Origin of the sequence: Pseudonocardia sp. Ae505_Ps2, assembly GCF_001932425.1 — a bacterium.
Classification (GTDB): Bacteria; Actinomycetota; Actinomycetes; order Mycobacteriales; family Pseudonocardiaceae; genus Pseudonocardia.
This window is the reverse complement of sequence record NZ_MCIP01000001.1, coordinates 3,763,467-3,787,909: the sequence shown is the minus strand read 5'-3', so window position 1 is coordinate 3,787,909 and position 24,443 is coordinate 3,763,467. Positions and strand designations below refer to the sequence as shown.

General features: G+C 75.6%; 23 protein-coding genes. 12 read left to right on the top strand and 11 right to left on the bottom strand.

The window, feature by feature from the left end:
• Positions 1 to 63: 63 nt before the first annotated feature.
• From Ae505Ps2_RS18130 to Ae505Ps2_RS32075, 3 genes are all read right to left on the bottom strand, one after another.
• Entirely contained in the window at positions 64 to 717 is a 654-nt protein-coding gene (locus Ae505Ps2_RS18130) for a vitamin K epoxide reductase family protein (protein WP_349289832.1), read from the bottom strand.
• Positions 714 to 1,361 (bottom strand): thioredoxin domain-containing protein, encoded by a 648-nt coding sequence (locus tag Ae505Ps2_RS18125; RefSeq protein WP_020626884.1) that lies wholly within the window; start codon positions 1,359 to 1,361, stop codon positions 714 to 716. Before Ae505Ps2_RS18125 ends, Ae505Ps2_RS18130 begins: the two co-directional genes overlap by 4 nt.
• An 82-nt stretch (positions 1,362 to 1,443) precedes the next feature.
• Positions 1,444 to 1,782, bottom strand: coding sequence for a hypothetical protein (locus tag Ae505Ps2_RS32075; RefSeq protein WP_158071477.1), 339 nt, complete (start codon positions 1,780 to 1,782; stop codon positions 1,444 to 1,446).
• Positions 1,783 to 1,939: 157 nt separating this feature from the next.
• Between Ae505Ps2_RS32075 and Ae505Ps2_RS32070 the strand changes: the two genes are divergently transcribed.
• Positions 1,940 to 2,425: a cupin domain-containing protein gene (locus tag Ae505Ps2_RS32070; RefSeq protein ID WP_075305620.1), complete on the top strand. Its 486-nt coding sequence runs from the start codon at positions 1,940 to 1,942 to the stop codon at positions 2,423 to 2,425.
• A gap of 16 nt (positions 2,426 to 2,441) precedes the next feature.
• On the opposite strand, the gene Ae505Ps2_RS18110 is transcribed toward Ae505Ps2_RS32070, so the two are convergent.
• Genes Ae505Ps2_RS18110 through Ae505Ps2_RS18100 form a run of 3 tightly spaced genes read right to left on the bottom strand, consistent with a single transcriptional unit; the run spans position 2,442 to position 5,874 of the window.
• Positions 2,442 to 3,119, bottom strand: coding sequence for a response regulator transcription factor (locus Ae505Ps2_RS18110; RefSeq protein WP_233147492.1), 678 nt, complete (start codon positions 3,117 to 3,119; stop codon positions 2,442 to 2,444).
• Entirely contained in the window at positions 3,116 to 4,423 is a 1,308-nt protein-coding gene (locus Ae505Ps2_RS18105; RefSeq protein ID WP_083696109.1) for a sensor histidine kinase, read from the bottom strand. Before Ae505Ps2_RS18105 ends, Ae505Ps2_RS18110 begins: the two co-directional genes overlap by 4 nt.
• Positions 4,420 to 5,874, bottom strand: a complete 1,455-nt coding sequence (locus Ae505Ps2_RS18100) for a heparan-alpha-glucosaminide N-acetyltransferase domain-containing protein (protein WP_139320185.1) — start codon at positions 5,872 to 5,874, stop codon at positions 4,420 to 4,422. Before Ae505Ps2_RS18100 ends, Ae505Ps2_RS18105 begins: the two co-directional genes overlap by 4 nt.
• Positions 5,875 to 5,961: 87 nt before the next feature.
• On the opposite strand from Ae505Ps2_RS18100, the gene Ae505Ps2_RS18095 reads away from it, so the two are divergent.
• From Ae505Ps2_RS18095 to Ae505Ps2_RS34285, 8 genes are all read left to right on the top strand, one after another.
• The gene (locus Ae505Ps2_RS18095) at positions 5,962 to 6,444 is read left to right on the top strand and encodes a DinB family protein (RefSeq protein ID WP_075305618.1); all 483 of its coding nucleotides are present in this window, start codon (positions 5,962 to 5,964) and stop codon (positions 6,442 to 6,444) included.
• Positions 6,445 to 8,416: 1,972 nt separating this feature from the next.
• A complete protein-coding gene (locus Ae505Ps2_RS18085) occupies positions 8,417 to 9,247 on the top strand; it encodes a tetratricopeptide repeat protein (protein WP_075550109.1) in 831 nt (276 codons plus the stop codon).
• A gap of 125 nt (positions 9,248 to 9,372) precedes the next feature.
• On the top strand, positions 9,373 to 10,179 hold the full coding sequence (locus Ae505Ps2_RS18080) for an enoyl-CoA hydratase/isomerase family protein (protein ID WP_060712599.1): 807 nt from the start codon (positions 9,373 to 9,375) through the stop codon (positions 10,177 to 10,179).
• Between the two features lie 53 nt (positions 10,180 to 10,232).
• Positions 10,233 to 13,121, top strand: coding sequence for an FAD-binding and (Fe-S)-binding domain-containing protein (locus tag Ae505Ps2_RS18075; RefSeq protein WP_233147491.1), 2,889 nt, complete (start codon positions 10,233 to 10,235; stop codon positions 13,119 to 13,121).
• 142 nt (positions 13,122 to 13,263) lie between these two features.
• Entirely contained in the window at positions 13,264 to 13,668 is a 405-nt protein-coding gene (locus Ae505Ps2_RS18070) for a hypothetical protein (RefSeq protein WP_149662771.1), read from the top strand.
• 213 nt (positions 13,669 to 13,881) lie between these two features.
• Complete coding sequence (locus Ae505Ps2_RS18065; RefSeq protein WP_233147490.1) at positions 13,882 to 15,384, top strand: APC family permease; 1,503 nt, start codon at positions 13,882 to 13,884, stop codon at positions 15,382 to 15,384.
• Positions 15,385 to 15,508: 124 nt separating this feature from the next.
• Positions 15,509 to 16,288 carry a hypothetical protein gene (locus Ae505Ps2_RS18060; protein ID WP_139318673.1) on the top strand — a complete coding sequence of 260 codons (780 nt, stop codon included), beginning with the start codon at positions 15,509 to 15,511 and terminating at the stop codon, positions 16,286 to 16,288.
• A gap of 147 nt (positions 16,289 to 16,435) precedes the next feature.
• A complete protein-coding gene (locus Ae505Ps2_RS34285) occupies positions 16,436 to 17,074 on the top strand; it encodes a C40 family peptidase (protein ID WP_075305615.1) in 639 nt (212 codons plus the stop codon).
• A 53-nt stretch (positions 17,075 to 17,127) separates the two neighbouring features.
• Here Ae505Ps2_RS34285 and Ae505Ps2_RS18050 read toward each other — a convergent pair whose 3' ends face one another.
• Together Ae505Ps2_RS18050 and Ae505Ps2_RS18045 are read right to left on the bottom strand one after the other, a co-directional pair.
• Entirely contained in the window at positions 17,128 to 17,532 is a 405-nt protein-coding gene (locus Ae505Ps2_RS18050) for an STAS domain-containing protein (protein ID WP_075553802.1), read from the bottom strand.
• Positions 17,533 to 17,835: 303 nt separating this feature from the next.
• On the bottom strand, positions 17,836 to 18,630 hold the full coding sequence (locus tag Ae505Ps2_RS18045) for a glucose 1-dehydrogenase (RefSeq protein WP_020627269.1): 795 nt from the start codon (positions 18,628 to 18,630) through the stop codon (positions 17,836 to 17,838).
• Positions 18,631 to 18,784: 154 nt separating this feature from the next.
• Here Ae505Ps2_RS18045 and Ae505Ps2_RS18040 point away from each other — a divergent pair, with 154 nt between their 5' ends.
• Positions 18,785 to 19,417: a TetR/AcrR family transcriptional regulator gene (locus Ae505Ps2_RS18040; protein ID WP_084786326.1), complete on the top strand. Its 633-nt coding sequence runs from the start codon at positions 18,785 to 18,787 to the stop codon at positions 19,415 to 19,417.
• A gap of 9 nt (positions 19,418 to 19,426) precedes the next feature.
• Here Ae505Ps2_RS18040 and Ae505Ps2_RS18035 read toward each other — a convergent pair whose 3' ends face one another.
• Entirely contained in the window at positions 19,427 to 20,206 is a 780-nt protein-coding gene (locus Ae505Ps2_RS18035) for an SDR family NAD(P)-dependent oxidoreductase (RefSeq protein ID WP_075554264.1), read from the bottom strand.
• Positions 20,207 to 20,320: 114 nt separating this feature from the next.
• Here Ae505Ps2_RS18035 and Ae505Ps2_RS18030 point away from each other — a divergent pair, with 114 nt between their 5' ends.
• Both Ae505Ps2_RS18030 and Ae505Ps2_RS18025 read left to right on the top strand, forming a co-directional pair.
• Positions 20,321 to 21,547: a helix-turn-helix domain-containing protein gene (locus Ae505Ps2_RS18030; RefSeq protein WP_075305612.1), complete on the top strand. Its 1,227-nt coding sequence runs from the start codon at positions 20,321 to 20,323 to the stop codon at positions 21,545 to 21,547.
• A 72-nt stretch (positions 21,548 to 21,619) separates the two neighbouring features.
• Complete coding sequence (locus tag Ae505Ps2_RS18025) at positions 21,620 to 22,450, top strand: alpha/beta hydrolase (protein ID WP_075305611.1); 831 nt, start codon at positions 21,620 to 21,622, stop codon at positions 22,448 to 22,450.
• A gap of 6 nt (positions 22,451 to 22,456) precedes the next feature.
• Here the strand turns inward: Ae505Ps2_RS18025 and Ae505Ps2_RS18020 are convergent, their stop codons facing one another.
• Positions 22,457 to 23,209, bottom strand: coding sequence for an IclR family transcriptional regulator (locus Ae505Ps2_RS18020; RefSeq protein WP_075305610.1), 753 nt, complete (start codon positions 23,207 to 23,209; stop codon positions 22,457 to 22,459).
• 15 nt (positions 23,210 to 23,224) lie between these two features.
• Positions 23,225 to 24,430, bottom strand: coding sequence for a cytochrome P450 (locus tag Ae505Ps2_RS18015; protein ID WP_075305609.1), 1,206 nt, complete (start codon positions 24,428 to 24,430; stop codon positions 23,225 to 23,227).
• Between the last annotated feature and the right edge of the window lie 13 nt (positions 24,431 to 24,443).

Genomic DNA, 24,443 nt, shown 5'->3' with positions numbered 1-24,443 from the left:
GGACCGGTTCGGAGCAACCCAGAGCAACCCAGAGCAGCTCAGGAGCGGCTCGGAGCGGCTCGGTCAGAGCAGCGAGGACCAGTAGGTCCAGAAGCGCTGCAGGATCAGCGCCGCGATCACCAGGAACCACAGCACGACCGGCACCGCGTGGTAGCCGGCGATCCGGGCGTGCAGCGCACGCGCGCCGCCGCCGAGGGCGTCCAGGGTCGCGAGCAGCGAGTACCAGAAGATCGGGATCGTCACGACCCACACGACCATGCAGTACGGGCAGAGCGCGCCGATCCGGTACAGGCTCTGGACGATCAGGTAGTGCACGAACACGACGCCGAGCGCGGACCCGACGGTCAGCCCCACCCACCACCAGCGCGGGAAGCGGGCCCCGGCCAGCAGGGCCACACCCGTCGTCACCACGACCGCGAACGCCCCGATCCCGAGCAGCGGGTTCGGGAACCCGAAGAACGCCGCCTGCGGGGTCGTCATGACCGACCCGCAGGACAGCACCGGGTTGATGCTGCACGACGGCGTGTAGCTCGGGTCCATCAGCAGTTCGATGCGCTCGACGGTCAGTGTGAACGCCGAGACCAGCCCCAGCACGCCGCCGACGACGAGCAGCCACGGTAGGAACCGCGGCATCGGCCCCGGCACGGCCGAGGTATCGGGGGTGACGCGGGAGAACTCCTCGGTCCGTGCCGCGGAGGGCGCCGCCGGGACGCTCATCGGTTCACCGCGGCGTCGAGGGCGTCGGTGATGTCCTGCACCGAGCGGAGCTGCACCTTCTCGCCGTTGACGAAGATCGTCGGGGTGCCCTCGACGCCCGCGGCGGTCCCGGCGTCCTTGTCGGCCTGGATCTTCGCGGCGGTCGCCGGGTCGGCGATCGCGGCGTCGTAGGCGTTCAGGTCGAGGCCGAGGTCCTGGGCGTAGCCGCGGAACACCGTCGCCGCGTCCGGGGACTCGGACCAGTCGCGCTGGGTCTGGAACAGCCGCTCGTACATCGGGTGGAACGCGCCCTGGGCGCGGGCGGCCTCACCGGCGAGTGCCGCCGCCTCGGCGTTCTGGTGCATCGGCAGCGGGAAGTTGCGGAACACGAACTGCACGCGGTCGCCGTACTGCGCCACCAGCTGGTCCATGATCGGCTGGACCTGGCCGCAGGCGGGGCACTGGAAGTCGGCGAACTCGACCAGGGTGGCCGAGGCGTTCGGGGCGTCGTTGAGGCGGGCGGCGTCGGCGGTGACGAGGCTGTCGGGCGTGCCGGCGGCGGCGCCGGTCTCCGGGGTGTCGGGGCGCGTCGCGAACAGCAGGGCGGCCACGATCAGCGCGAACGCGCCGAGGGCGGCCAGGGAGATCTTCACGTTGCGGGTCATCGGGAGTCTTCCTCCACGGGGCCCGGCACGGTGGCCGGGTCGGAACGGGTGCGGGGACACGGTGGCGGGGTGACCGCACGCCTCAGTTGCGGTCCACGCAGAGGTGCTCCACCGGCGACGGCGCGCACAGGGTCCGTTCCGGTGCGGTGGGTGGCGCGACGCCCGCGTGCCCGGAGGGCAGGACGGAGACGACGGCGACCGGGACCAGCGTGGGGACCGGCACGTCGTCGTCGCGGCGGGGGGCCTGCTCGCAGTCCCCCGGGTGCAGCAGCGTGAGCGGGTGCTGCGAGCAGTCCGAGCCGACGACGACCGCCGGCGCGGCGCCGTGGCCGCCCGAGGCGGTGGCGACGGCGGGTCCCGCGCAGAGCACCAGGGCCAGGACCAGCAACGTCAGCGGGGCGAGGACGCGCACGTGCCTCACCCCACCTCTCCGCTCCGGCCACGGCCGGACGCCTCCGGCAGCGTCGGTGACGATACCGAGGGGCGCTCGCCGCCCCGGCGCTCCCCCACGGCCCCGCGCGGGCGGTGACCGGCCACAGCGCCGGGACGCCCGGTCATCGGTCCGCTACGTTCGGTGCGTGAGCTTTCCCGAGCCCGGCGCGGTGTGGCGCCCCGCCGCGACCACCGAGCGCGCCGTGACCTCCCCGACCGGCTCGTGGACCCGGTTCGCCGCGCCCGGCACGGAGGTCGGTGGCGGGTTCGGCCTGTTCGAGTCGTGGATCCCGGCGGACTCCCCCGGTGCGCTGCCGCACCTGCACACCGGGTTCACCGAGAGCTTCTACGTCCTCGACGGCGCGCTGCGGATCATGACCGGCGAGACCTGGACCGAGGCCGGACCGGGTGACCTGGTGCACGTCCCGCACCGGGGCGTGCACGCGTTCCGCACCGGCCCGGACAGCGACGCGCGGTTCCTCATCCTGTTCGTGCCCGGCGCGCCGCGGGAACGCTACTTCCGGGGGCTGGCGGAGTTCGCCGCACGGGCGACACCGCCGTCGCCGGAGGAGGTCGACGCGTTCGCGCTGACCTGCGACCAGGTCAACCTGCGCGACCACCCGGGCTTCTGAGCGGGGCGGCCGGGGCTCAGCTGACCAGACCCGCCCGGAACGCCAGCGCGACGAGCTGGACGCGGTCACGCGACTGCGTTTTGGCGAGCAGGTGCCCGATGTGGGTCTTCACCGTCGCCTCGGAGACGACGAGGTCGGCCCGGATCTCGGCGTTCGACCGGCCGTTGCCGACGAGGACGAGCACCTCCCGCTCCCGCGGGGTCAGCTCGGCGAGCGCGGCGACGGCGTCCACCGACGGCTCCGCGGCGGCCGGCTCGGGCGCGGTGAGCAGCGGCCGGGTGGCGCGCAGCAGCCGCCGGGTGGAGACGGGGTCGACGACCGAGTCGCCGCGGTGCACGGTGCGGACGGCCTCGATGAGGTCCTGCGGGGACACGTCCTTGAGCAGGAAGCCGCTGGCACCGGCGGCGATGGCCTCGGTGACGGACTCGTCGAGGTCGAAGGTGGTCAGCACCAGGACCCGCACCCCGGGGTGCTCGGCGACGACCCGGCGGGTTGCGGCGATGCCGTCGAGGCGGGGCATCCGCACGTCCATCAGCACGACGTCGACCTCGGTGCGGTCCAGCTCGGCGAGTGCGGCCTCGCCGTCGCCGGCCTGGGCGACGACGGCGAGGTCGTCGCAGGAGTCGAGCACCATCGCGAAGCCGGTGCGGACCAGCTCCTGGTCGTCGACGAGCATCAGTCGTACGGGGTTCACCGTTCTCCTCGGGCCGGGGGTGTGAGGGGCAGACGCAGCCGGACCGTCCAGCCGCCGTCGGCGCGCGGTCCGGCCTCGACCGAGCCGCCGTGCAGAGCGGCGCGCTCCCGCATGCCGGTCAGGCCGTGCCCGCCGCGCGGCGGGGTGGGGACGGGGCCGCGGGCGCCCTCGTCGTGGACGCGCACGGTCAGCTCGTCGGGGGTCCACCGCAGCTCGACGTGGGTGGGCACGCCGGTCCCCGCGTGCTTGATGACGTTGGTCAGCGACTCCTGCACGATCCGGTAGACGGTCAGGCCGGGCCCGGTCGGGAGCTCCCGCTGGGTGCCGACGGTCCGCAGGTCCACCGGCAGCCCGCCGGTGCGGACCTGCTCGACGAGTGCGGGGACGTCGCCGACGCCGGGCTGCGGACGCGCCGGGTCGGTGTCGGTGCCGTCGTCCGGGCCGGTGTCGCGCAGCATCGACAGCAGACCGCGGACGTCGGACAGCGCGGAACGGCCGGTCGTCGCGATGCCGGCGAGCACCTCGACGGCCTTCGCCGGGTCGCGCTGCGCGGCGAACTGGCCGCCGTCGGCCTGGGCGATGATCCCGGACAGCGAGTGGGCGACGACGTCGTGCACCTCGCGGGAGATCCGCGACCGCTCGGCCAGCAGCTCGAGGCGGACCTCCTGGCGGCGGCTCTCCTCCAGCAGCCGGTTGCGTTCGCGCAGGTCGAGGGTCCGGCGGTGGGCGGCGCGGCGCAGCGACCCGAGCAGCCACACCAGCAGCGGGACCGTCGCCATCGCCCCGATCAGGGCCAGCGCCACCAGCGGCGTCATGTCCGGGGAGGCGAACAGGAACGCCGGACCGCGGGCCACGAACGGTCCGAGCACCCCCACCATGAGCACGACCAGCGCCAGCCAGCCCGCCCAGCGGGGCCCGTAGGCCACGGCCGAGTACCCCATGACCAGCGACGGCAGCAGGAACGCGGCCATCGTGCCGGGCAGCCCGAAGGTACAGACCAGCGCGACGACCGCGGTCGCGATCGCGGCCGGCATCGGGTACACCCGGCGCAGCGGGACGGGCAGCGACGCCAGCACGGAGACGACCAGCGCCTCGATCCGCATGTCCGAGCGGACGCCCTTGCCCTCCAGTGTCCAGCTGACCGCGACCCAGATGAGCAGGGCGGCCAGCACGGCGTCGACGACGACGGGGATGCGCCGGCCGAGTGCCACCGCACGTTCGACGAGGGTCGGGGCCTCCGAGGGCGACGAGCGCAGCGCGGGCAGCCGGCGCACGGCGTCCCGCAGCCGTGTCGCGGTGCTCATCGCGTCTCCTCCCGGCCGGGACGGGCCTGTGGCACCTGTCGCGCCGGCCGCGCAAGCCCCGTGGTCGATGATGTCCGATACCCGATCGTGTCGGCCGCCCGGCCCGCCGTCGCGCTGTCCATGTCCCCAGCCTCGCGCGGGGCGGCCGCGCGAGGCATCGGAGCGGGGTCCGATCCCCGGTCTCCGACCGTGGGCGGAGACCCGGCGGCGCGGACGGAGACGCCGTGCACCAGTGCCTCCAGCGGACCGCGCCCGACGAGCCGGCGCCAGGTCCACGCTGTGACCACCGCCAGGCCCGCGACCAGCGCCGTCGCCGCCCACGGCGCGTCCTGCGGCCACCCGCCGAGTGCGGCGAGCAGCGCGATGTGCCCGGCGTACAGGGTCAGCGGGAGCGCGCCGGTCGCGGTGAGCGGGTCGAGCAGCCGTCCCCCGTACCGCGCGGCGAGCAGGCACAGGCCGAGCACCGCGACGGCGACCCCGGCCGCCCCGACGACGTCGAACGGGCTGCCGCTGTGCGGGGTCGCGGCGAGCAGCCAGGCGGGTGTGGTGGTGGCGACCGTGCCCAGGGCGGTGCCGCCGAGCAGCTGCAACGCGAGCTGGGCCGGGACGCCGAGCCGGTCGGCGACGGGCGCGACCGATGCCAGGAGCGCGTCGCGCCCACCCAGGACGTCCAGCGCCAGCCAGGACCCGCCGTAGCCGAGCACCGCGCCGGCGGCCCCGCCGGCGACCAGCCGGGTGCCCGCGGTGCGCAGGTCGAGCCGGCCGAGCGCCATCCCGAGCAGCAGGAACGGCATCCAGGTCAGGACGGGGTAGGCGCCGCTGAGCAGCACCGTGTCGAGCGCGTGGAGCAGGCCGGCGGGCGAGATGAGGTCGGACAGCTGCACGGTCGCGCCGAGCACCGTCCGGCCGCCGGCGTCGGGGGTGGACCCGAACCGGGCACGCAGCACCCAGGACAGCAGTGGCCCGGCGACGGCCCAGACCGCGGCGGCGACCGCGAGCGCCCGGGCCGGCGCGAACAGCACCGGCAGGAGCAGCCAGAACAGCACCCCGTAGACGACGAGGATGACCATCGGTCCACTGCTGATCTCGGCCAGGAGCAGCCCGAGGACCACCAGCAGCAGTCCCCGCACCGCGATCCGGCGGCGCAGCCACGCCCGGTTCCGCGCGGTCGGCGCGGCGAGGACGGGCGCGGCCATCAGGGTCAGCGACACCCCGCCGAGCACCGCGAACAGCACCGCGGCGCGCCCAGTGACCGCCTGCACCAGCCAGCTCGACCCCGCGGCGACGGCGACGTGCGCGACGATCATGCCGAGGACCGCGAGACCGCGGGCGGCGTCGAGGCCGGCCACCCGGGTCCGCCCGGCCCGGTGCCGGCCGCGCGGCCACGACCCGCTGTCCGGTCGGGCGGGTGGCACCTGCGGTGGGCCGGGAATCCGGTCTGTCGTGCTCATGCTGCAACGGTGCGGGCCCGGGCCGGCCGGGCGCGTCGGAGCGGGGAACGATCTGCGCCGTCCGACCACGGTCGTACGGTCGCTCCCATGAGCAATCCCTTCGCGGTAATGGTCGGCGACGAGCGGACCCAGCTGACGGCGTTCGTCGAGGAGTACCGGACGCTGATCGCCGGCCTTCTCGACGGGCTGACCGAGGAGCAGGCGCGACGGCGGCTGGTCCCGTCGGCGACGACGCTGCTGGGGCTGGTCCGGCACGCCGCGTTCATGGAGACGGTGTGGTTCGGCATCGGGGTCCACGGCGCGACGCGCGCGGAGCTCGGCATCCCCGAGACCGTGGAGGAGTCGTTCCTGCCCCGTGACGACGAGACCATCGGCTCGGTCCGGGACCACTACCTGCGGGTGTGCGAGCGTTCCCGCGGCGCGGTGGCCGGGCTGGCGCTCGACGATACCGTGACCGGACGCGGGTACCCGATCACGGTCCGCTGGCTGCTGCTGCAGGTGCTGCGGGAGCTGGCCCACCACTGCGGGCACGCCGACATCCTGCGGGAGCAGATCCTGGCGGCGGGCTGAGTCGCCCGCCGCCGCCACGTCCGTCGGTCCCGGGCGGGTCAGGCCCCGGGGCCGGCCGGGGCCGTCGGTGCGGCCCCACCACCCGCGGCCCCACCACCCGCGGTGCCGCCGCTCGCGGTGCCGCCACTCGGAGAACCGCCACCCGCGCTGCCGACCGCCGGCGGGTGTCCGGTCGACGGGCCGCCGGTGCCAGGGCCGGATCCGGGGCCGGTCGCGTCCGGGACCCCGTTCCCGGTCCCCGTGCCGGATCCCGTCCCTGCTCCCGGTCCCGGGCCCGACGCGGGCCCGGCTCCCGCCGGGGGCGCCGGGGCCGGTGCGGCTCCGGTACCGGAGGGCTGTCCCGTGCCAGTGCCGCCGGAGCCCGACGGGGTCGTGCCGGCGCCGGGCGTGCCGGGCCCGGCCGGGCTCGTGCCGCCGGGTGGGGTGCCGGGTGCCCCCGGGGTCGTCCCCCCGGCGGGCGCGCCCGGAGCGGCCGGACCGGTCCCGCCCGGAGCCGCCGCTCCGCCCGGAGCCGGGGCAGCCGGTGCCACCCGGCCGCCCGCCGCCGGTCCGCCCGGAGCCGGCGGAGCGACGGGTGCCGCCGGTGCGCGGCCGCCGCCCGGTGCCGGGCGCTGTGCCGCGCTCGATGCCGGGAGCTGTGTCGCGGGACCGGCCCGCCGCTCGTCCGGGCCCGCGGCCGGGTCCGGGCGGGACGCGCGGTCGGGATCCGGGTCGGCCCGGTACCGCTCCGGCGAGGCGGCCCGGTCAGGCGCCCCGTCACCGGAGGAGACCCCGGGCATCGGGACCAGGGGTCCCGGCCCCCCGGGGAGACCCGCGGTCACCCCGTCCGGGCGGGTCACCGCCGTCGGGTCGGTCGCGCCGGGCCAGCCTGCGCCGTCGCTCTGCTCCGACACCAGCGCGACCGCGCCCGCGGCCGCCAGCAGGGATCCGACCAGTACCGCTGCCGTGAGCCGGGGCGTCGCGCGCGGCCCGACCGCGGGGACACCGGGCAGGGTCGGGTGAGGGCCGGTCGGCGGTGGCAGCGAGCGGGCGCCGTCGGGCGGTGGGACGGGCGTCGCTCCGGGCACGTTCGGCCCGGCGATGCCCGGCGCAGCGGCAGCGGGCGCCGTGGATCCCGGTCCCGCGGCAGCCGTCGACGCAGCGGCCGCCGCCCCAGCAACCGTCGCCCCAGCAACCGTCGCCCCAGCAGGGGTCGACGCAGCCGGGGTCGACGCAGCCGGGGTCGACGCAGCAGAGGTTGCTTCGACGGAGGCGGGCGCAGCGGAGGCCGGGCCGGCTTCTGCGGTGCTCTCCCGATCACGGTCGGACGTGCCGGAATCCGGCGCAGCGCCCGTCGCGGTGGGCACCTCGGCGGTGAGCACCGGACCCGCGGTCGCGGGGTCGTCGGAGGACGGTGCGGCGGCCTCCGGCACCGCACGGGGCGGCGTCACGCCGGCCCCGAACGCCTCGATGCCCGGAGGACCGGGCTCGTCCGCGGGCGGGGCGACGAGCGGCGCCACCCCCAGGAAGGGCGACGTCGGCCGCAGCGGGGGCCGTGGAGGCGGCGGGCGGAAGGGCCGGCGCACCGGCCGGTCCACTCGGTCACCGGCGACGGGGTCGGCGCCGGTGTCTGGACGCCGCACCGCCCCTGCGTCGTCCGCGACCTCACCATCGGTGTGGTCGGCGTCCCCCTGCCTCGACACGAGGTCCCCTCTCCGCACGGCGTTCACGCGATTGTCGAGCCCACGGACACCGCACTCCAGGTGCCGCGACGACCGTGCACCCGTTCGGGATCGCCGACCGCACGGCCGAGTGACCCCACGGACGGTCCGCGCGCTCGCTGTCACACACAGTGACGAAAGAACGAGTCTTTTCCTCGAACACCCCTCCGGGGTGCGCGTTGATCCCGATAACGAGTACGCTCCGTTACTGGCGAGTGGGCCGTTCGAGTGATCATGGCTCGTTCGCGGAGTACGGGGGGGTCGGGTTGTTCATGACCGAGCGGAGGGTGACCGTCCGGCACCGCGGTGCCGGACGGTCGACGACGACCGTCCCCCTGCGCGAGGACCTGCGCGCCCGTCACGACAGCGCCGCGACCGACGTGCGCACCGCGGGACGTCGGGGCGACATGCCCGCGCTGCTGGACGCCACCCGTCGCGCCCACCAGGTCCTCACCGCCGCCCGTCGCGACCTGGGTCCGGACGACCCCGACACGCTCGTCGCCGAGGGGACCCTCGCCGTCGCGCTGCTGCTCGGCTACGACCGCACCGGCGGGCTGGAGCTCGCCACCCGCAACCTCGCCGCCCGCGAGGCACTGCTCGGCCCGGACCATCCGGCCTCACTCGCGGCCGCCGACGCCGTGGCCGCGGCCCACCGGGAGACCGGCGACGCCCAGGAGGCGGTCCGCCGGCACGAGGACGTGGTCACCCGGCGGACACGGGTGCTCGGTGAGACCCATCCCTGCACGATCGCCTCCCGCGCCGCGGTGGCGATCGCGCGTGCCGACACCGGCGACCTGCGCGGCGCGGCCGGCCTGCTCGCCGCGACGCTCGAGGTCGCCGAGCGGGCGCTCGGCGACGGGCACGCGGTGACCGACGACGTGCGGGAGCTGCTCGCCGACTGCCGCGCCGCCGACGCCGCGGAGCGCGCTGCGGAGCCGACCGGGGAGCCCGACCCGCCGACCGGCGTCCTCCCCCGGATGCGCCGTCCGCCCGAGGACGCCGAGCCCCCGACCGAGGTCCTCCCCCGGACCCCGGACCCGCGCGAGGACACTCTCCCGATCGTCTTCGACCGGCCCTCCGGCCCGCTGCGCGTCGTGCGCTGAGCGGCCCGACGGGCTCGGGCCCGCCGGTGCAGAGTGGCCACGGGGCGGGCGACGTCGTCGTGGCCGGGGTCGCGCACGCCCTCGACCCCTCGACACGCTCTGCCCGCAGCCCCCGGAGGACCCCCATGACCCTCGATCCGAGCACCTACACCCAGCTGCGGTTCGAGCGCCGCGACGACGGCGTCCTGCTCATCACCATCGACAACCCGGCGAAGTACAACGCCGCCGACGAGGTCCTGCACGGCGAGCTCGCGCGGGTCTGGCGGGACGTGTCCGCCGACGCCGCCACCCGGGTCGCGGTGATCACCGGGGCCGGGAAGGCGTTCTCCGCGGGCGGCGACCTCGGCATGGTCGAGCGGATGGCCGGCGACCACGAACGCGTCTCCCACATGCTCCGGGAGATGTCCGACCTGGTCTGGAACATCATCGACTGCGAGAAGCCGGTCGTGTCGGCGATCAACGGCGTCGCCGTCGGCGCCGGGGTGGTCGTCGCGCTGCTCGCCGACATCGCGATCGCCGCCGAGGACGCGAAGCTGGGCGACGGCCACGTGAAGCTCGGCGTCGCCGCCGGGGACCACGCCGCGATCATCTGGCCGCTGCTGGCCGGGATGGCGAAGGCCCGCTACTACCTGCTGACCGGCGAGATGGTCACCGGCGCCGAGGCCGAGCGGCTGGGGATGGTCGCGAAGGCGGTGCCGCGCGACCAGGTCCTCGACGAGGCGCTGCGGGTCGCGCACGCCCTGGGCACCGGCTCCCAGCAGGCCATCCGGCTCACCAAGCGGGCGTTGAACTCGTGGCTGCGCAGCGCGGGACCGGCCTTCGAGCAGTCCGCCGCCTACGAGATGCTGACCTTCATGGGCCCCGACGTGGTGGAGGGCGCCGCCGCGCTGCGCGAGAAGCGTCCCCCCGACTTCCCCTCGGCACGGGGCTGAGCCTGGTGCAGGGTGGGTGCACGCGCGTCCCACCACACGCCAGGAGCACCACCGTGACCCTCACCGGATCGCCCGCGGAGACATCGCCCACCGACCCGGCAGGCCGCCCGGCCCTGCTCGCCCTGCACGACCGGCTCGCCGCCGCGGTCCGGCCGGCCGCCGTCGCCACCCGGGCGATCGACCGGCTCCGGATGGCGCACGACGCGTCGCACTTCGCCCGTACCCCGGCCGCGGTGGTGACGGTGTCGAGCGCTGCCGAGGTCGCCGCGCTGTTCCGCGCGGCGGGCGGGGTGCCGGTGACGTTCCGCTCGGGCGGGACGAGCCTGTCCGGGCAGGGGGTCACCGACGGGATCCTCGTGGACGTCCGCCGGCACTTCCGCGACGTCGAGATCCTGGACGGCGGCGAGCGGGTGCGCGTCGGGCCCGGCGCGACGGTGCGCTCGGTCAACACCCGGCTCGCCCGGTACGGCCGGATGCTCGGCCCGGACCCGGCCAGCGAGGTCGCCTGCACCCTGGGCGGGGTCGTCGCGAACAACTCCTCCGGCATGGCCTGCGGCACCGCCGCGAACAGCTACGCGCTGCTCGACTCGGTCGAGCTCGTCCTGCCGTCGGGCACCACCCTGGACACCGGCGCACCCGGCGCCGACGACGAGCTGCGCGCCCGCGAGCCGCGGCTGTGGGCGGGCCTGGCCCGGCTGCGCGACCGGCTCCGCGGCGACACCGCGCTGCGCACCGAGATCGAGCGCCAGTTCGCGCTGAAGAACACCATGGGCTACGGCCTGAACTCCTTCCTCGACCACCACGACCCGGTGCAGATCCTGGCCCGGCTGCTCGTCGGCTCCGAGGGGACGCTCGCGTTCCTCGCCTCGATCACCATGCGCACCGTGCCGGTGCTCGCCCACACCCGTACCGGGCTGCTGGTGTTCGACGACCTCGCCGCCGCCAACCGGGCCCTGCCCGGCCTGGTGGACTCCGGCGCCGCGACGATCGAGCTGCTGGACGCGACGTCGCTGCGGGTCGGGCAGGGCGACACCGACGCCGACCCGCGGCTGCGCGCACTGACCGTCGACGAGCACGCCGCGTTCCTCGTGGAGTACCGCGGGCACACCGCCGACGAGGTCACCCAGCTCGCCGGGGACGCCTCCGGCCTGATCTCCGGGCTGCCACTGCGGGGCCCGCGGGAGCTGTCGGCGGACCCGGTCGCGAAGGCCGGTCTGTGGAAGCTGCGCAAGGCGCTCTACGCCAAGGTCGCGGGCGCCCGCCCGCCGGGCACCGCGGCGCTGCTGGAGGACGTCGCCGTACCCGTCCCGGACCTGCTCGCGACCTGCGAGGGCCTGATCGCGCTGTTCGCGGAGCACGACTACGACCACGCCGTGATCTTCGGGCACGCCAAGGACGGCAACGTCCACTTCATGCTGACCGAGACCCTCGACGACTCCGGCACGGCGGGCGGCCGGGACCGCTTCGGCCGGTTCACCGACGACATGGTCGACCTCGTGCTGGCCCACGGCGGGACGCTCAAGGCCGAGCACGGCACCGGCCGCATGATGTCGCCGTTCGTCCGCCGCCAGTACGGCGACGAGCTCTACGAGGTCATGCAGGAGATCAAACGGCTGTGCGACCCGCAGCGGGTCCTCTCCCCCGGCGTCGTCCTCGACGACGACCCCACCGCGCACCTGGCAGGTCTCAAGACCAACCCGGCCGTCGAGTCCGAGGTGGACCGCTGCGTGGAGTGCGGGTTCTGCGAGCCGGTCTGTCCCAGCCGCGACCTGACCACCACCCCGCGGCAGCGGATCGTGCTGCGCCGCGAGATGGCCGCCGCCCGGGCCGCGGGCGACGACGCCCTGCTCGCCGAGCTGGAGGCCGACTACGCCTACGACGGCGTCGACACCTGCGCCGTCGACGGCATGTGCGGCACCGCCTGCCCCGTCCTGATCAACACCGGTGACCTGGTGCGACGGCTGCGCGGCGAACGCGACCACGGCCCCGCCGGCGCGGGCTGGACCCTCGCCGCGAAGCACTGGGGCGCCACCACCCGGGCCGCCGGGCTGGCCCTCACGGTCGCGCGGGCCGTGCCCGGCGCCGCACCCGTCTCGGCGGCGCTGCGCCGGGTCGCCGACCCCGAGCAGGTGCCGCAGTGGAGCCCCGACCTGCCCCGCGGCGGCGGGCGCCGGGTCCCCGGCGGTCTGGTGTCCACCGACGCCGACCTCGTCCTGTTCTCCTCCTGCACCGGTGCCATGTTCGGCTCGGCGGGCCCCGGCGCGGGCGAGGCGTTCTCCCGCCTCTGCGGACGGGCGGGGCTGCGGGCGAGCGCACCCGCCGGCCTGGGGTCGCTGTGCTGCGGCACGCCGTGGAAGTCCAAGGGGCTGCACGACGGGTTCGCCGCGATGGCCGAGCGGGTCCTCCCCGCGCTGTGGACGACGAGCCGCGGCGGGGCGGTCCCGGTGGTGTCCGACGCGTCGTCGTGCACCGAGGGCCTGCGGGTGATGGTCGCGTCCGGGCCGGAACGCTACCGCGGCCTGCATGTCCTCGACGCCGTCGCGTTCACCGCCGAACGGATCCTGCCCGCGCTCACCGTGCCCGCCCGGCTGGCCCGGCTCGTCCTGCACCCGACCTGCTCGGCCACCCAGCTCGGCCTGCTCGACCCGCTGCGACGCCTGGCCGCGGCTGTCGCCGACGACGTCGTCGTCCCCGACTCGTGGAGCTGCTGCGGCTTCGCCGGGGACCGCGGGATGCTGCACCCGGAGCTGACCGCGGCGGCCACCGCCGGGCAGGCATGGGAGCTCGCCGGGGTCGACGCCGACGCCCACGCCTCCTGCAACCGCACCTGCGAGCTCGGCATGAGCCGGGCCACCGGCCGCGACTACGAACACGTCCTGGAGATCCTCGAACGCCTGACCCGTGCCGCACGTCCAGCAGTGACCAGGACTACACCGCACTGATCCGTTCGGGTGGCGCCATGAGCAGTTCTCGTGATCCTGACGCACCTTTTTCGGTCAAGTCCTTGTTTACAACCGGGTGGACAGGGCATGAATGTCCGTGATGCGCGCCTTCGTGGGGGCGGTGCGCACCCGGAAGGAGCACATGACCGTGACCGTGGTGACAGGTGGGTCCGCGGCGAGCGCCGTCATGGCCATCGTCCGCATCGAGGCGCCCGCGGGCGTCGAGGCGGACGTCGTGGAGGCCGAGCTGACCCGTGCCCTGCACACGCACCGCAAGCGTCCGATGACCGTCGAGCTGTCCCTGGCCGACGGCACCGGGCCTTGGCCACGTCGCGGACCGGCCCGGTACGCCTTCGTCGCCGTGCTGACCATGGCCGGGCACTCCGAGCCGGAGCGGCTCGCCGCCCGCATCGAGAAGACGGCCCGCAAGGCGATCCGGCGCCGCTTCGGCCGCCCGGCCACCGCCGAGGTCCGCACCGAGATCTCCGGCGCCGAGGCGGGCGCCTACTGGTTCAGCGTCCGGGGCACGCCGCACCGGCAGTGCTGAACCCCCGGCGGATCGGCCGGCCCACCCGGTGACCGGTCCGGTGGCCGGTCCGGGGCGTGAGACACGACACCGGCGTTTCCGTTCAGGTGCGCCCGTGCCGCATCCTGTGTGCCGCCGCCGACCCGGGCGGGCGCAGACGAGACGGGGAACGACCGTGCCCACCATCCTCACCGCCGAGATCGGCGGTTGACCGCCGCCGCACCGCCTCCCCTCGTGGAGGCCGGCCCGAAGGGGCTCCGGACCGGAGCGCTGGGCCTGTGGGGCAACACCGTCATCGGGCTCGGCGCCACCGCGCCCGCCTACAGCCTGGCCGCGACGCTCGGCTACGTCGTCCTCGCCGTCGGCGAGAAGGCGCCCGCGATGTTCCTCGTCGCGTTCGTGCCGATGCTGTTCGTCGCCGTCGCCTACCGCGAGCTGAACCGCGCGGTCCCCGACTGCGGGACCACGTTCACCTGGGGCACCAAGGCCTTCGGGCCGTGGGTCGGCTGGATGGGCGGCTGGGGCGTCGCGGTGTCGGCGATCATCGTGCTGGCCAACGTCGCCGAGATCGCCGCCGTCTACACCCTGCGCGCGCTCGGGTTCGACGCCGCCGCGGACAACACCCTGGTCAAGGTCGGTGTCGGGGTGCTGTTCATCCTGGTCATGACCTGGATCAGCCACCGCGGGATCGTGCTGTCCGAGCGGTTCCAGAACGCGCTGATCGTCTTCCAGATCGTGGTGCTCGCCGTGCTGGCCGCCGGTGCGCTGTGGCTGGTGTACTCCGGCGACGCCGGCCCGCAGGCCGTGCTGCCCAGCTGGAGCTGGTTCGACCCGACCGGGATCTCCGGCTCGGCCGCGGCGCAGGCACTGATCCTGTGCATCTTCGTCTACTGGGGCTGGGACGCCTGTCTGGCCGTCGGCGAGGAGACCCGCGGCTCGACGAGCACCCCGGGCCGGGCCGCGCTGCTGGCCACGGTGATCCTGCTGGCGATCTACGTCGTCGTTGCCGTCGCGCTGCAGTCCTACGCCGGGTTCGGCGCGACCGGGATCGGCCTGGCGAACCCCGAGCACTCCGAGGACGTGCTCACCCTGCTCGGCGCGCCGATGGGCGGCACGGCGCTCACCGCGGTGCTGCTGCTGACCGTCGCGGTGTCGGCGGCGTCGTCGACCCAGACCACGATCCTGCCCACCGCGCGCGGCGCGCTGGCGATGGCCGTCTACGGGGCGGTCCCGCCTCGCTTCGGCAGCGTCCACCCCCGCTACGCGACGCCCGGGTTCGCCACCGTCGTCATGGGCCTGTCCGCGGTGGTCTTCTACCTCGTGCTGGGCCTGGTCAGCTCGGACGCGCTGCTCGACACCGTCGCCTCGCTCGGCCTGGCCGTGGCGTTCTACTACGGCATCACCGCCTTCGCCTGCGTCTGGTACTTCCGGCGCACCCTGCTGCGCTCACCACGCGACCTGCTGATGCGCGGCCTGCTGCCGCTGCTCGGCGGGGTGGTCATGGTGTGGGCGTTCGTGCAGAGCTCGATCGACATGCTCGACCCCGGCTACGGCGAGACCTCCTTCGGCCCGGTCGGCGGGGTGTTCGTGATCGGCGTCGGCATGATCGCGCTCGGTGTGCCGCTGATGCTGGCCTGCGCGGTGCGGCTGCGGCCGTTCTTCCGCGGCGAGACCCTCGACGAGAACACCCCGGTGCTCGTCCCGGAGACCGGTGAGCCGCCCTACGGCGGTTCCTAGACCACACGGGGAGCGACCGGTCACCGCCCCCATCCGGTGACGGTCCCGACGGAACGGACCGACGACGCATCCGCCCAGGTGGGGGGCCGCCACGACGATCATGACCTCGCGTACGGTGCGGCCCATGGCTTCCGACACGAGCAGGTCCACGGACAGCGGCACCGCGACCGGTACCCCGGAGACCGACGACGCGTCCGGCTCCGTCGCGACGGACCGGACGACCACGACCGGCACGACCGACACGACCGGCGGCACCGGAGCCGACTCCCCCGCCACCGACGCCCCCGCGACCCCGGCCGGGAGCGCACCGACCGCCGCCGGGAGCACGGAGGCGACCGACACGACCGACACCGGCGCGGCCACGGGCGACTCGTCCACCGCGGCGACGCCCGCGCCGACCGGGTCCGACACCCCGGCCGACACCGCGGCGGCCACCCCCACCTCCGAGGCGACCACCGGGACGACCTCGGCGACGACCTCCGGGACGACCTCCGGTGGTGGGCTCGCCGGAGCCGGCGCCGTCGTCGCCGCGGGGCTCGGCCTCGCCTCGCTCACCGGCACCTCGGTCGGCGACATGCTGCGCGAGCGCGAGTCGCTCGTCGGGCAGATCCAGGCCGCGACCGGCAGCCCCGGCGACACCATCGAGTCCTTCTACGGCGCGCCCTGGGACGTCGCCGCCCTGGTCAACGGTGTCGTCGCGCTGGTCGCGGTGCTCGTCGGGCTCGTCCTGGTCCTCGGCCCGGCCGCCCGGCCCGCCGCGGGCGCCTGGGTCCGGCCGGTCGCACTCGGCGGCCTCGTGCTCGGCGTCCTGGGCCTGCTGGTCTCCGGCGGGATGTACCTCGACCTGTTCGCCTCGACGCCGGTGCTCCCGCAGATGCCGGGCATCCCCGGCCTCGGCGGCTGACCCGCCCCTCCGGCCAGCCCCGAGCGCGCGTCCCGAGACGGCGCATCCCGTGGCGGCACCGACCGGGTCGCCCCGTTCACCCGCTCGATCGCTTCCGCTACCGGTCGCCCCGGTCCCGTCCCTAGGTTCGACGCAGGTCACCGCCCGGTGACCGCGTCGCACCCGCCGACCGCGGGCGACCGGGAGGAACCGACCGGGATGAACACCGTGCCGCTCCGGTCCCCGTTCGCGACGACGCTCCTGGCCGTGGTCCTGCTGCTCGTCACCGGCGGTGTCGCCGCGGCCGGGCCGCCGGGGACGCCCGAGCAGCGGGCGGCGACCGCGGTCGAGGTCGCCCTGCGCCAGGTGGGGCTGCCGTTCGTCTGGGGCGGCAACGGGCCGGAGAACGGCGACCGCGGATTCGACTGCTCCGGGCTGACCGCCTTCGCCTACGGCAAGGCCGGTGTCGTCCTGCCGCGGACCGCGCACGCCCAGTACCGCCGCGGCCCGCAGGTGCCCGCCGGGGCCGCGCTGCACCCGGGTGACCTGGTCTTCTACGGCACCGTCGACAAGGTCCAGCACGTCGGTCTGTTCGTCGGGCAGGACCGGATGGTGAGCGCGCCGACGTTCGGGATGCCGGTGCAGACCTCCTGGTACCGGTGGCGCGGCGACGACTACCTCGGCGCGACCCGCCCGGCGCAGGCCACCGACGGCGTCCCGGACCCGGCGCTGCGCGAGACCCCGGACCCGTCGATCCCGGACGAGCCCTGGTTCGACGCGCCCGCCGCGCCACCGCTGCCCCGATGACCGCGCGGCCCGCCGGCCCGCGCGACGACAACGCTGCCGCCCACGCGCCGGGGTCAGGACGCGTCGGCGACCGGCACATCGACCGCGACCACGGTGAGACCGGGGCCCGGGACCAGCCGCAGCGCGCGTGCCGCCGGCGCGGCCGGGTCCAGCACCACCACCAGGGAGGCGCCCGTGGCCCGGGCGCGGTCCGCGGCCGCACGCAGCATCGCCACACCACACAGCCCGAGGAACCCCACCGCGTTCAGGTCCAGGACGACCCGGCCACCGGGCGCGGAGTCCACCGCGGCGAGCACCCGCGCCTCGACCGAGGGGCCGGTCGCGAGGTCGATCTCGCCGGACACGCCGATGACGACGGTCGCGGCGCCGCCGGGTCCGACGTGGACCTGCGGGTCGGTGGTGACGGTGTCGGGCGCCGGGACGGCGAGGAGACGACGGGATGGCGTGGGCGCGGTCATGTGTCCGCCAGGGGGAGGTGGGGTCGGTCCCCCACTACGAGGAGGGTCGACCCGTGGTGCCGTCGGAGCACGGAGCTGTACCGGACGGCCGAACGGCGACGGCCCCCGAGAGGGTGTCGCCCGTGAGAGGCATCGAGCAGATCCGGTCGTCGGATCGACGAGCCCGGAACGTCACCGTAGCCGTCGTCGACACCGGGTGTCCAGGGTGCGGTCCGCTCCTCCGCCGGACCGGCGCCCCGACGCACTCCGCGGGGGCCTCGCCGCCCGGGCCCGGCGCTCCCGGGCGGCGAGGACCCCGGCGGGTCACATGCCCATGCCGCCGTCGACCGGCAGGCCGGCACCGTTGACGAACCGGGCGGCGTCCGACGCCAGGAATGCGACCACGTCGGCGATGTCGGCGACCTCGCCGAGCCGACCCGACGGGGTCAGCTCGACCACCGCGCCGACCGCGGCCTCCGGGCTCTCGAACAGCCCGAGCCCGGCGGTCTCGACCGCGAGCTTCTGCCCCATCGCGGTCGGGACGAGCCCGGGGTACACGCAGTTGACCCGCACCCCGTAGCCGAGCTTGCCCGACTCCATCGCCGCGACCCGGGTGAGCCGGTCGACGCCGGACTTGGTCGCGGAGTAGCCGCCGATGGCGGGGAAAGCGATGGTCGCGGCCACCGAGGCCACGTTGATCACGGCCCCGCCGCGGCCGGCCGCGCCACCCGGGCGCATGGCGCGGAAGGCGTGCTTGATGCCGAGCATCGTGCCGAGCAGGTTGACCTCGAGCATCCGGCGGACGTCGTCGGGCTCGGTGTCGGCGAGCAGCTGGGTGACCTCGACGCCCGCGTTGTTGACGACGACGTCGAGTCCGCCGAACCGCTCCACCGTCTCGGCGACGGCGCTGGTCCAGGAGGCGTCGTCGGTGACGTCCAGGTGCACGAACCCGTGCTGCTCGCCGAGGGACTTCGCGAGCGTGCCGCCCGCCTCGTCCTGCAGGTCGGCGACGACGACCCGGCCACCGGAGTCGGCCAGCGCGCGGGCCATCCCCTCGCCCAGTCCCTGTGCTCCCCCGGTCACGAGCACGGTGCGTCCGGTCAGGTCGATCTGCGTCACGGCGACTCCAGTGTCGATCGGTGATGTGGGCCACAGGCTGCCGCGATCTCTGACCAGTTGTCAAGACATTGTCGGTCGGGCGTCCAGAACACCGGCGTCGGAGGCGCGCCGGTCGGTTACAGTGGCCCCCTGGCGGACGACGGGAGGGGGCCGCGTGGCACGGGCGAACCCGGTCGACAAGCACGACGCGCGCCGTCGCGCACTGGCGGACTCTGCCCTGCAGACCCTCGGCGAGCTCGGTTACGCGCGGGCGTCGCTGCGCGAGATCGCCCAGAACTCCCCGTACAGCCACGGCGTCGTGCACTACTACTTCGCCGACAAGCTGGAGCTGATCGTCTACTGCGTGCGGCAGTACAAGGCGGTGTGCGTGACCCGCTACGACGGCGCCGACGCCGACGCGACGACCGCGGACGGCCTGGTCACCGCGTTCGCGGACACCTTGTGCCAGACGATCGTCGACGAGGCCCCGATGCACCGCCTCTGGTACGACCTGCGCGCCCAGAGCATGTTCGAGCCGAACCTGCGCGAGGCCGTCGGGCAGATCGACCGCACCCTGGAGGACATGGTGTGGCGGGTCGCCACCCGGTACGCCGAGCTCGCCGGCACCACGGTCGCGCTCAGCCCGCACGCCGCCTACGGGATGGTCGACGGCGTGTTCCAGCAGGCCCTGCTGGGGTTCCTCACCGGCGACGACCCGCACGCGCTGGACACCCTGCGCACCGAGGTCCGCGACCTGCTGCCGCTGACCCTGCGCCCGGTGCCGGTCGGCGCGGGCGCCGGGGCCTGATCCCGGATCTCACCGTGACCGCGCGGACAGCCCGCCGTCCACGGGCAGGCAGACGCCGTTGACGTAGGCGGCGCGGTCGGAGGCGAGGAACACCGCGGCCTGCGCGACGTCGTGTGGCGACCCCATGCGGCCGGTCGGGCTGGCCTCGTGCCGGGCGGCCAGCGCATCGGGGTCGTCGACGACCTGCTCGCGCACCATCGGGGTGTCGATCAGCCCGGGAAGGACCGCGTTGGCGCGGATCCCCTCGCGTGCGTACGTCAGCGCCAGCGACACCGTGAGCTGGTCCAGGCCGGCCTTCGCCGCGCTGTAGACCGGGTAGACGTAGCCGGTGTCGCGGATGGCGGCCAGCGACGACACGTTCACGATCGCCCCGCGGCCGGCGGCGCGCAGGTGCGGCAGCGTGTGCCGGCAGGTCAGGTAGGCGCTGGTCAGGTTGATCGCGAGCCCCCGGTTCCAGTCGGCGAGGTCCAGCCCGGTGACCTCGCCGGGCACCACGGCACCGACGTTGTTGTGCAGCACGTGCGGCACACCGAGGGTGTCGACGATCCGGGCGACGGCGCGGGCGACGGCGCCGTCGTCGGTGACGTCGGCGGTCACGGCCAGCGCCGTGCCACCCGCGCCGGTGATCGCCGCGGCCACCCGGGCCGCCTCCGCGGCGTCGCGGTCGACCGCGGCGACCACCGCGCCGGCGTCGGCGTAGGCCAGCGCCGCCGCCTCCCCGTTGCTCAGCCCCCGCCCCGCGGACCCCGCGCCGAACACCACGGCCACCCGGCCCTCCAGCTCCCGCACCGGACCCTCCTCGCCTCGCCGTCCCCCGTCACCCTGCGCCCGCGACGGGGAGCGCGGACACCGACCGCCGACGAGCACCCCCGCCGCCGAGTGCTCCGTCTGTAGGATCGCGGCGTGCTCGGCGACGCGGCGACGACGCTGATCGACCGGCTCGCCGACGAGCTGTCCCGGTCGGTCGTCGTCGACGACCCCGCCGTGCAGGTCCTCTACGCCAGCGCGCACTACGGCGACGCCGACGAGACCCGCGTCGCGGCCGTGCTCAACCGCGGCGCCGAGCCGCGGATCCGCGGCTACGTGCTGTCCCAGGGGGTCCTGACCTGGACCCGCGCCGGGATCATCCCGGCCAGCGAGGAGCTGGGCATGCACGCCCGGGTCTGCGTCCCGGTGCGCTGGGAGGGCAGGCTGCTGGCGCTGCTCATGGTGATGGACGCCGACGGCTCGCTCACCACCGGCGAGCTCGGACGGATCACCGAGGTCGCCGACCGGCTCGCGTTGCCGCTGCTGGACCTGGCGCGCACCGCCGACGCGGCCCACGAGGACGACCGCCGGGTGCTCGACCTCGTCGGCGACGACCCGGCGGCCCGGTCCCGGGCCGCCGCCGCGCTCGCCGGGACGGGCCGGGCCCCACGGCCGGGCGCGGTCGCCGCCGTCGTCGCGGTCCCCGGGGCCGGTGAGGACAGGGAGCACGCCCGGATCGCCCTGCGGACGGCCCTGTCCGGGCGCCGCCCCGACGACCCGTGCGGGTGGCTCACCGCGGTCACCGGCAGCACCGCGGTGCTGCTCGCCGACCCCCCGGCGGCGGGCGCCGGGGACCTTCCCGGGCGGGTGCACCGGGTCGTCGACCGGGTCGCGGAGCTGGCCCACGGCCGGTTCCGCTGTGTCGCCGGGATCGGCGGGCCGGTCGCCGCGCCGGAACTGCTCGCCGGGTCGGTCGCGCAGGCCCGGACCGCCTGCACGGCCGCGGAGCTGGGCCTGCGGCCCCCGGTGGCCCGGTGGTCGGAGCTCGGGGCGCTCGGCCCGCTGCTCGCGGTCCCGCCGGACCACCTGACCGAGGAGACCCTCCCGGCCGAGGTGCACCGGCTCCGCGCCGCCGACCCCGACGGGCGGCTGGTCGCGACCGTCCGCGCCTACCTCGACGAGGCGGGCAACGGCCCGGCCGCGGCCGCCCGCCTGCACATCCACCGCACCTCGCTCTACTACCGGCTCGACCGGGTCACCCGGCTCACCGGCCTCGACGTCTCCGACGGCGCGACCCGGCTGGCGCTGCACCTGGGGCTCACCGCGCTCGACGTCATCGAGGCCCGGGCTCACCTTCGACAGTCGGAGCACGGAACGGCCTGATCACTCGTCCGGCGGAGGTGGTGACCGGAGCCACAGCGCCCCAGACTCTCCGCGGACCCGAGGAGGACACCGATGCCCACCTTCACCACCGCCGACGGTGTGACGCTCGACTTCCGCGACTCCGGCGGCGACGGCGTCCCGCTGGTGATGCTGCACGGCTGGGGACAGACCCAGGCGATGTTCACCCACCAGCTCACCGGACTCGGCTCCGGCCGCCGCGTGGTCACCTACGACCAGCGCGGGCACGGCGTCTCCGACAAGCCCCACCACGGCTACCGCATCGCCCGGCTCGCGCAGGACCTCGTCGAGCTGCTCGACCACCTCGGGCTCGACCGCGCCGACCTGCTCGGCTGGTCGATGGGCGCCTCGGTGCTGTGGAGCCACATCGACACCCACGGCACCGGCCGGATCCGCAGGCTGGTGCTGGTCGACCAGCCGGCGGCCGTCGCGGCGGTGCCGTGGATGTCGGTGGACGAGCAGGCCGGGTCGGGGGCGATCTTCGACGTCGGCGGCCTGCTCGACCTGGCCGCGAACCTCGCCGGACCGGAGGGCCCGAAGGTGCGGGAGGCGTTCGTCCGCTCGATGTTCTCCGGCACCCCCGCCGAGGACGTCTGGTCCCTGGTCGCCCGGGAGATCACCCACACACCCGCCCACGCCGGAGTGCCGCTGCTGTTCGACCACTGCGCCCAGGACTGGCGCGACGTACTGCCCCGGATCGACGTCCCGACGCTGGTCGTCGGCTGCGAGGGCAGCCACGTGAGCCCGGAGTCGCAGCGCTGGATCGCCGAGCGCGTCCCGGGTGCGCGGCTGCACGTGTTCGGGACCGACGAGGCGAACTCGCACTTCGTGTTCCTGGAGAACCCCGCCGCGTTCGACGCGGTGGTCGAGGACTTCCTGGGCTGAACGCCCTCACGGCGCGGGGTCTCCCCCGGCGTGCGCCCGGGCGATGCCGTGGGCCGCGGCGCGCAGGGCCGGGACGAGGGTGCGAGCCCGGCCGTCGCGCGGCTGCACCGTCGACAGCGCCGCGACGACGGCCCCGTCCCGGCCCCGCACCGGGACCGCGACGCCGGTCGCGTCGGGGTGCACGTGGCCCTCGGTGACGACGTGGCCGTCACGCCGGACGCGGGCGAGCAGGACCCGCAACCGGGCCGGATCGGTCACCGTGGCGGACGTCCGTCGTTCCAGGGGTGCCGCGAGGACGCGTTCCTGCTGGTCGGGCGGCGCGTGGGCGAGCAGGACCAGACCGGACGACGAGACGTGCAGCGGCAGCCGCCCTGCGATCCGGGTCAGGTTGACGACCGCCCCGGGGGCGGAGAGGCGTTCGAGGAAGATGACCTCGTCGCCGTCGAGGACGCCCAGCTGCACGTGGTGCCCGACGACGGCGTGCAGGTCCCCGAGGAACGGCAGCGCGGCGGCCCGCAGGGTCAGCGTCGGCGACGCCCGCTGCCCCAGCTCCCACAGCCGCATCCCGATCCGCAGCCGACCGGAGCCGGTCCGCGTGAGCAGGCCCTGCTCGACCAGCTGCCCGACCAGCCGCGACGCGGTGGCGACGTGCAGCCCCGATGCCCGGGCGATCTCGGCGACGCCCAGCTCGGGCCGCCCCGGCTCGAACACCGACAGGATCCGCACCGCCCGGGCCAGTACCGGTTCGCCCGCGACCACGGGTGGAGTGTGCACCTAGGCGGGGGTGACCCGCAGCGGCATCGACGCCCAGGCCCGCATGGTGTTGTTGGGCCGTCGGCGCGGTGGACCGGCGGGCTCGATGGTCGCGACCCGCGCGGCGAGCGCCCGCAGCACCGACTCGGCCTCCAGCCGGGCGACGTGCTGGCCGACGCACTGGTGCAGGCCCATCCCGAACCCGACGTGCCCGGACGGGTCGCGGCCCAGGTCGAAGGTGCCCGCGTCGGGTCCCCAGAACCGCGGGTCCCGGTTCGCCGACCCCAGGAACATCAGCACCTTGCGCCCGGCCGGGACACCCACGCCGGCGATCTCGGTGTCGGTCGCCGTCGTCCGGAAGAAGGTCTGCACCGGCGACTCCCAGCGCACGGCCTCGTCGAACGCGACGCGGGCGAGCCCGGGGTCGGCACGCAGCCGCGCCCACTGCTCCGGGTGCGTGGCGACGGCGTGCAGCACCGCCGCGAGCCCGGTGACGGTGGTGTCGACCCCGGCCGACAGCAGCGACCGCACGACGAGCGGGGCCTGCTCGGGGGTCAGGTCACCGCGGTCGGCGGCGGCCCAGATGTCGGCGCCGAAGCCGTCGGCGGCCAGTGCCTCCCTGGCGCACTGCGCGTTCACCCACGCCGAGAGCTCCCCGAGCCGCGGCAGCTTCTCCTCCAGCAGCGCGTTGCGCGGCCCGAACGCGTTGAACAGCAGGTCGCCGTAGGGCAGCAGGTTCTCCCGGCCCGCCTCGGGCAGCCCGACGGCGTCGGGGAACACCCGCAGCGGGAACGCCTCGGCGATCGCCGGGACGGCGTCGAACTCGTTCCCACCGGCCAGCACCTCGTCGACGAGCGCCGCGGCGTCGGCGGCCCAGCGGTCCCGCAGCACGCGCAGCGCCCGGGGGCCGAGGACCTTCCCCAGCACCCGGCGCGGCGCGTCGTGGTGCGGCGGGTCGGCCTCCAGCAGCAGCGACGGCGGCCGCCACGGCGCCTCGGTGTGGAAGTTCGCCAGCCCCACCCCGGCCCCGGACCGGAAGGACTGCCAGTCGACGAGCGCGGCCCGGACGTCGGCGTGGCGGCCGAGGGCGAGCACGTCGTAGCGGGTGAGCCGGACCAGCGGGCCGGCCGCGCGCAGCTGCTCGTGGAACGGGAGCGGGTCGGTGAGGACCTCGGGGGCGAACGGGTCGACGTCGGTGGTGGGCAGGTGGTCGAGCGCGGCCGTCATGGGCGCTGCCTTC

What these genes read in the sequence shown, in the direction of transcription:
- Ae505Ps2_RS18050 (WP_075553802.1), bottom strand. Translation starts at nt 17,532, where the DNA reads ATGACCGCGCCCACGCCATCCCGTCGTCTCCTCGCCGTCCCGGCGCCC.
- Ae505Ps2_RS18015 (WP_075305609.1), bottom strand. Translation starts at nt 24,430, where the DNA reads ATGACGGCCGCGCTCGACCACCTGCCCACCACCGACGTCGACCCGTTC.
- Ae505Ps2_RS18070 (WP_149662771.1), top strand. Translation starts at nt 13,264, where the DNA reads ATGACCGTGACCGTGGTGACAGGTGGGTCCGCGGCGAGCGCCGTCATG.
- Ae505Ps2_RS18105 (WP_083696109.1), bottom strand. Translation starts at nt 4,423, where the DNA reads ATGAGCACCGCGACACGGCTGCGGGACGCCGTGCGCCGGCTGCCCGCG.
- Ae505Ps2_RS18060 (WP_139318673.1), top strand. Translation starts at nt 15,509, where the DNA reads ATGGCTTCCGACACGAGCAGGTCCACGGACAGCGGCACCGCGACCGGT.
- Ae505Ps2_RS18080 (WP_060712599.1), top strand. Translation starts at nt 9,373, where the DNA reads ATGACCCTCGATCCGAGCACCTACACCCAGCTGCGGTTCGAGCGCCGC.
- Ae505Ps2_RS18125 (WP_020626884.1), bottom strand. Translation starts at nt 1,361, where the DNA reads ATGACCCGCAACGTGAAGATCTCCCTGGCCGCCCTCGGCGCGTTCGCG.
- Ae505Ps2_RS18130 (WP_349289832.1), bottom strand. Translation starts at nt 717, where the DNA reads ATGAGCGTCCCGGCGGCGCCCTCCGCGGCACGGACCGAGGAGTTCTCC.
- Ae505Ps2_RS18025 (WP_075305611.1), top strand. Translation starts at nt 21,620, where the DNA reads ATGCCCACCTTCACCACCGCCGACGGTGTGACGCTCGACTTCCGCGAC.
- Ae505Ps2_RS18095 (WP_075305618.1), top strand. Translation starts at nt 5,962, where the DNA reads ATGAGCAATCCCTTCGCGGTAATGGTCGGCGACGAGCGGACCCAGCTG.
- Ae505Ps2_RS18085 (WP_075550109.1), top strand. Translation starts at nt 8,417, where the DNA reads ATGACCGAGCGGAGGGTGACCGTCCGGCACCGCGGTGCCGGACGGTCG.
- Ae505Ps2_RS18100 (WP_139320185.1), bottom strand. Translation starts at nt 5,874, where the DNA reads ATGAGCACGACAGACCGGATTCCCGGCCCACCGCAGGTGCCACCCGCC.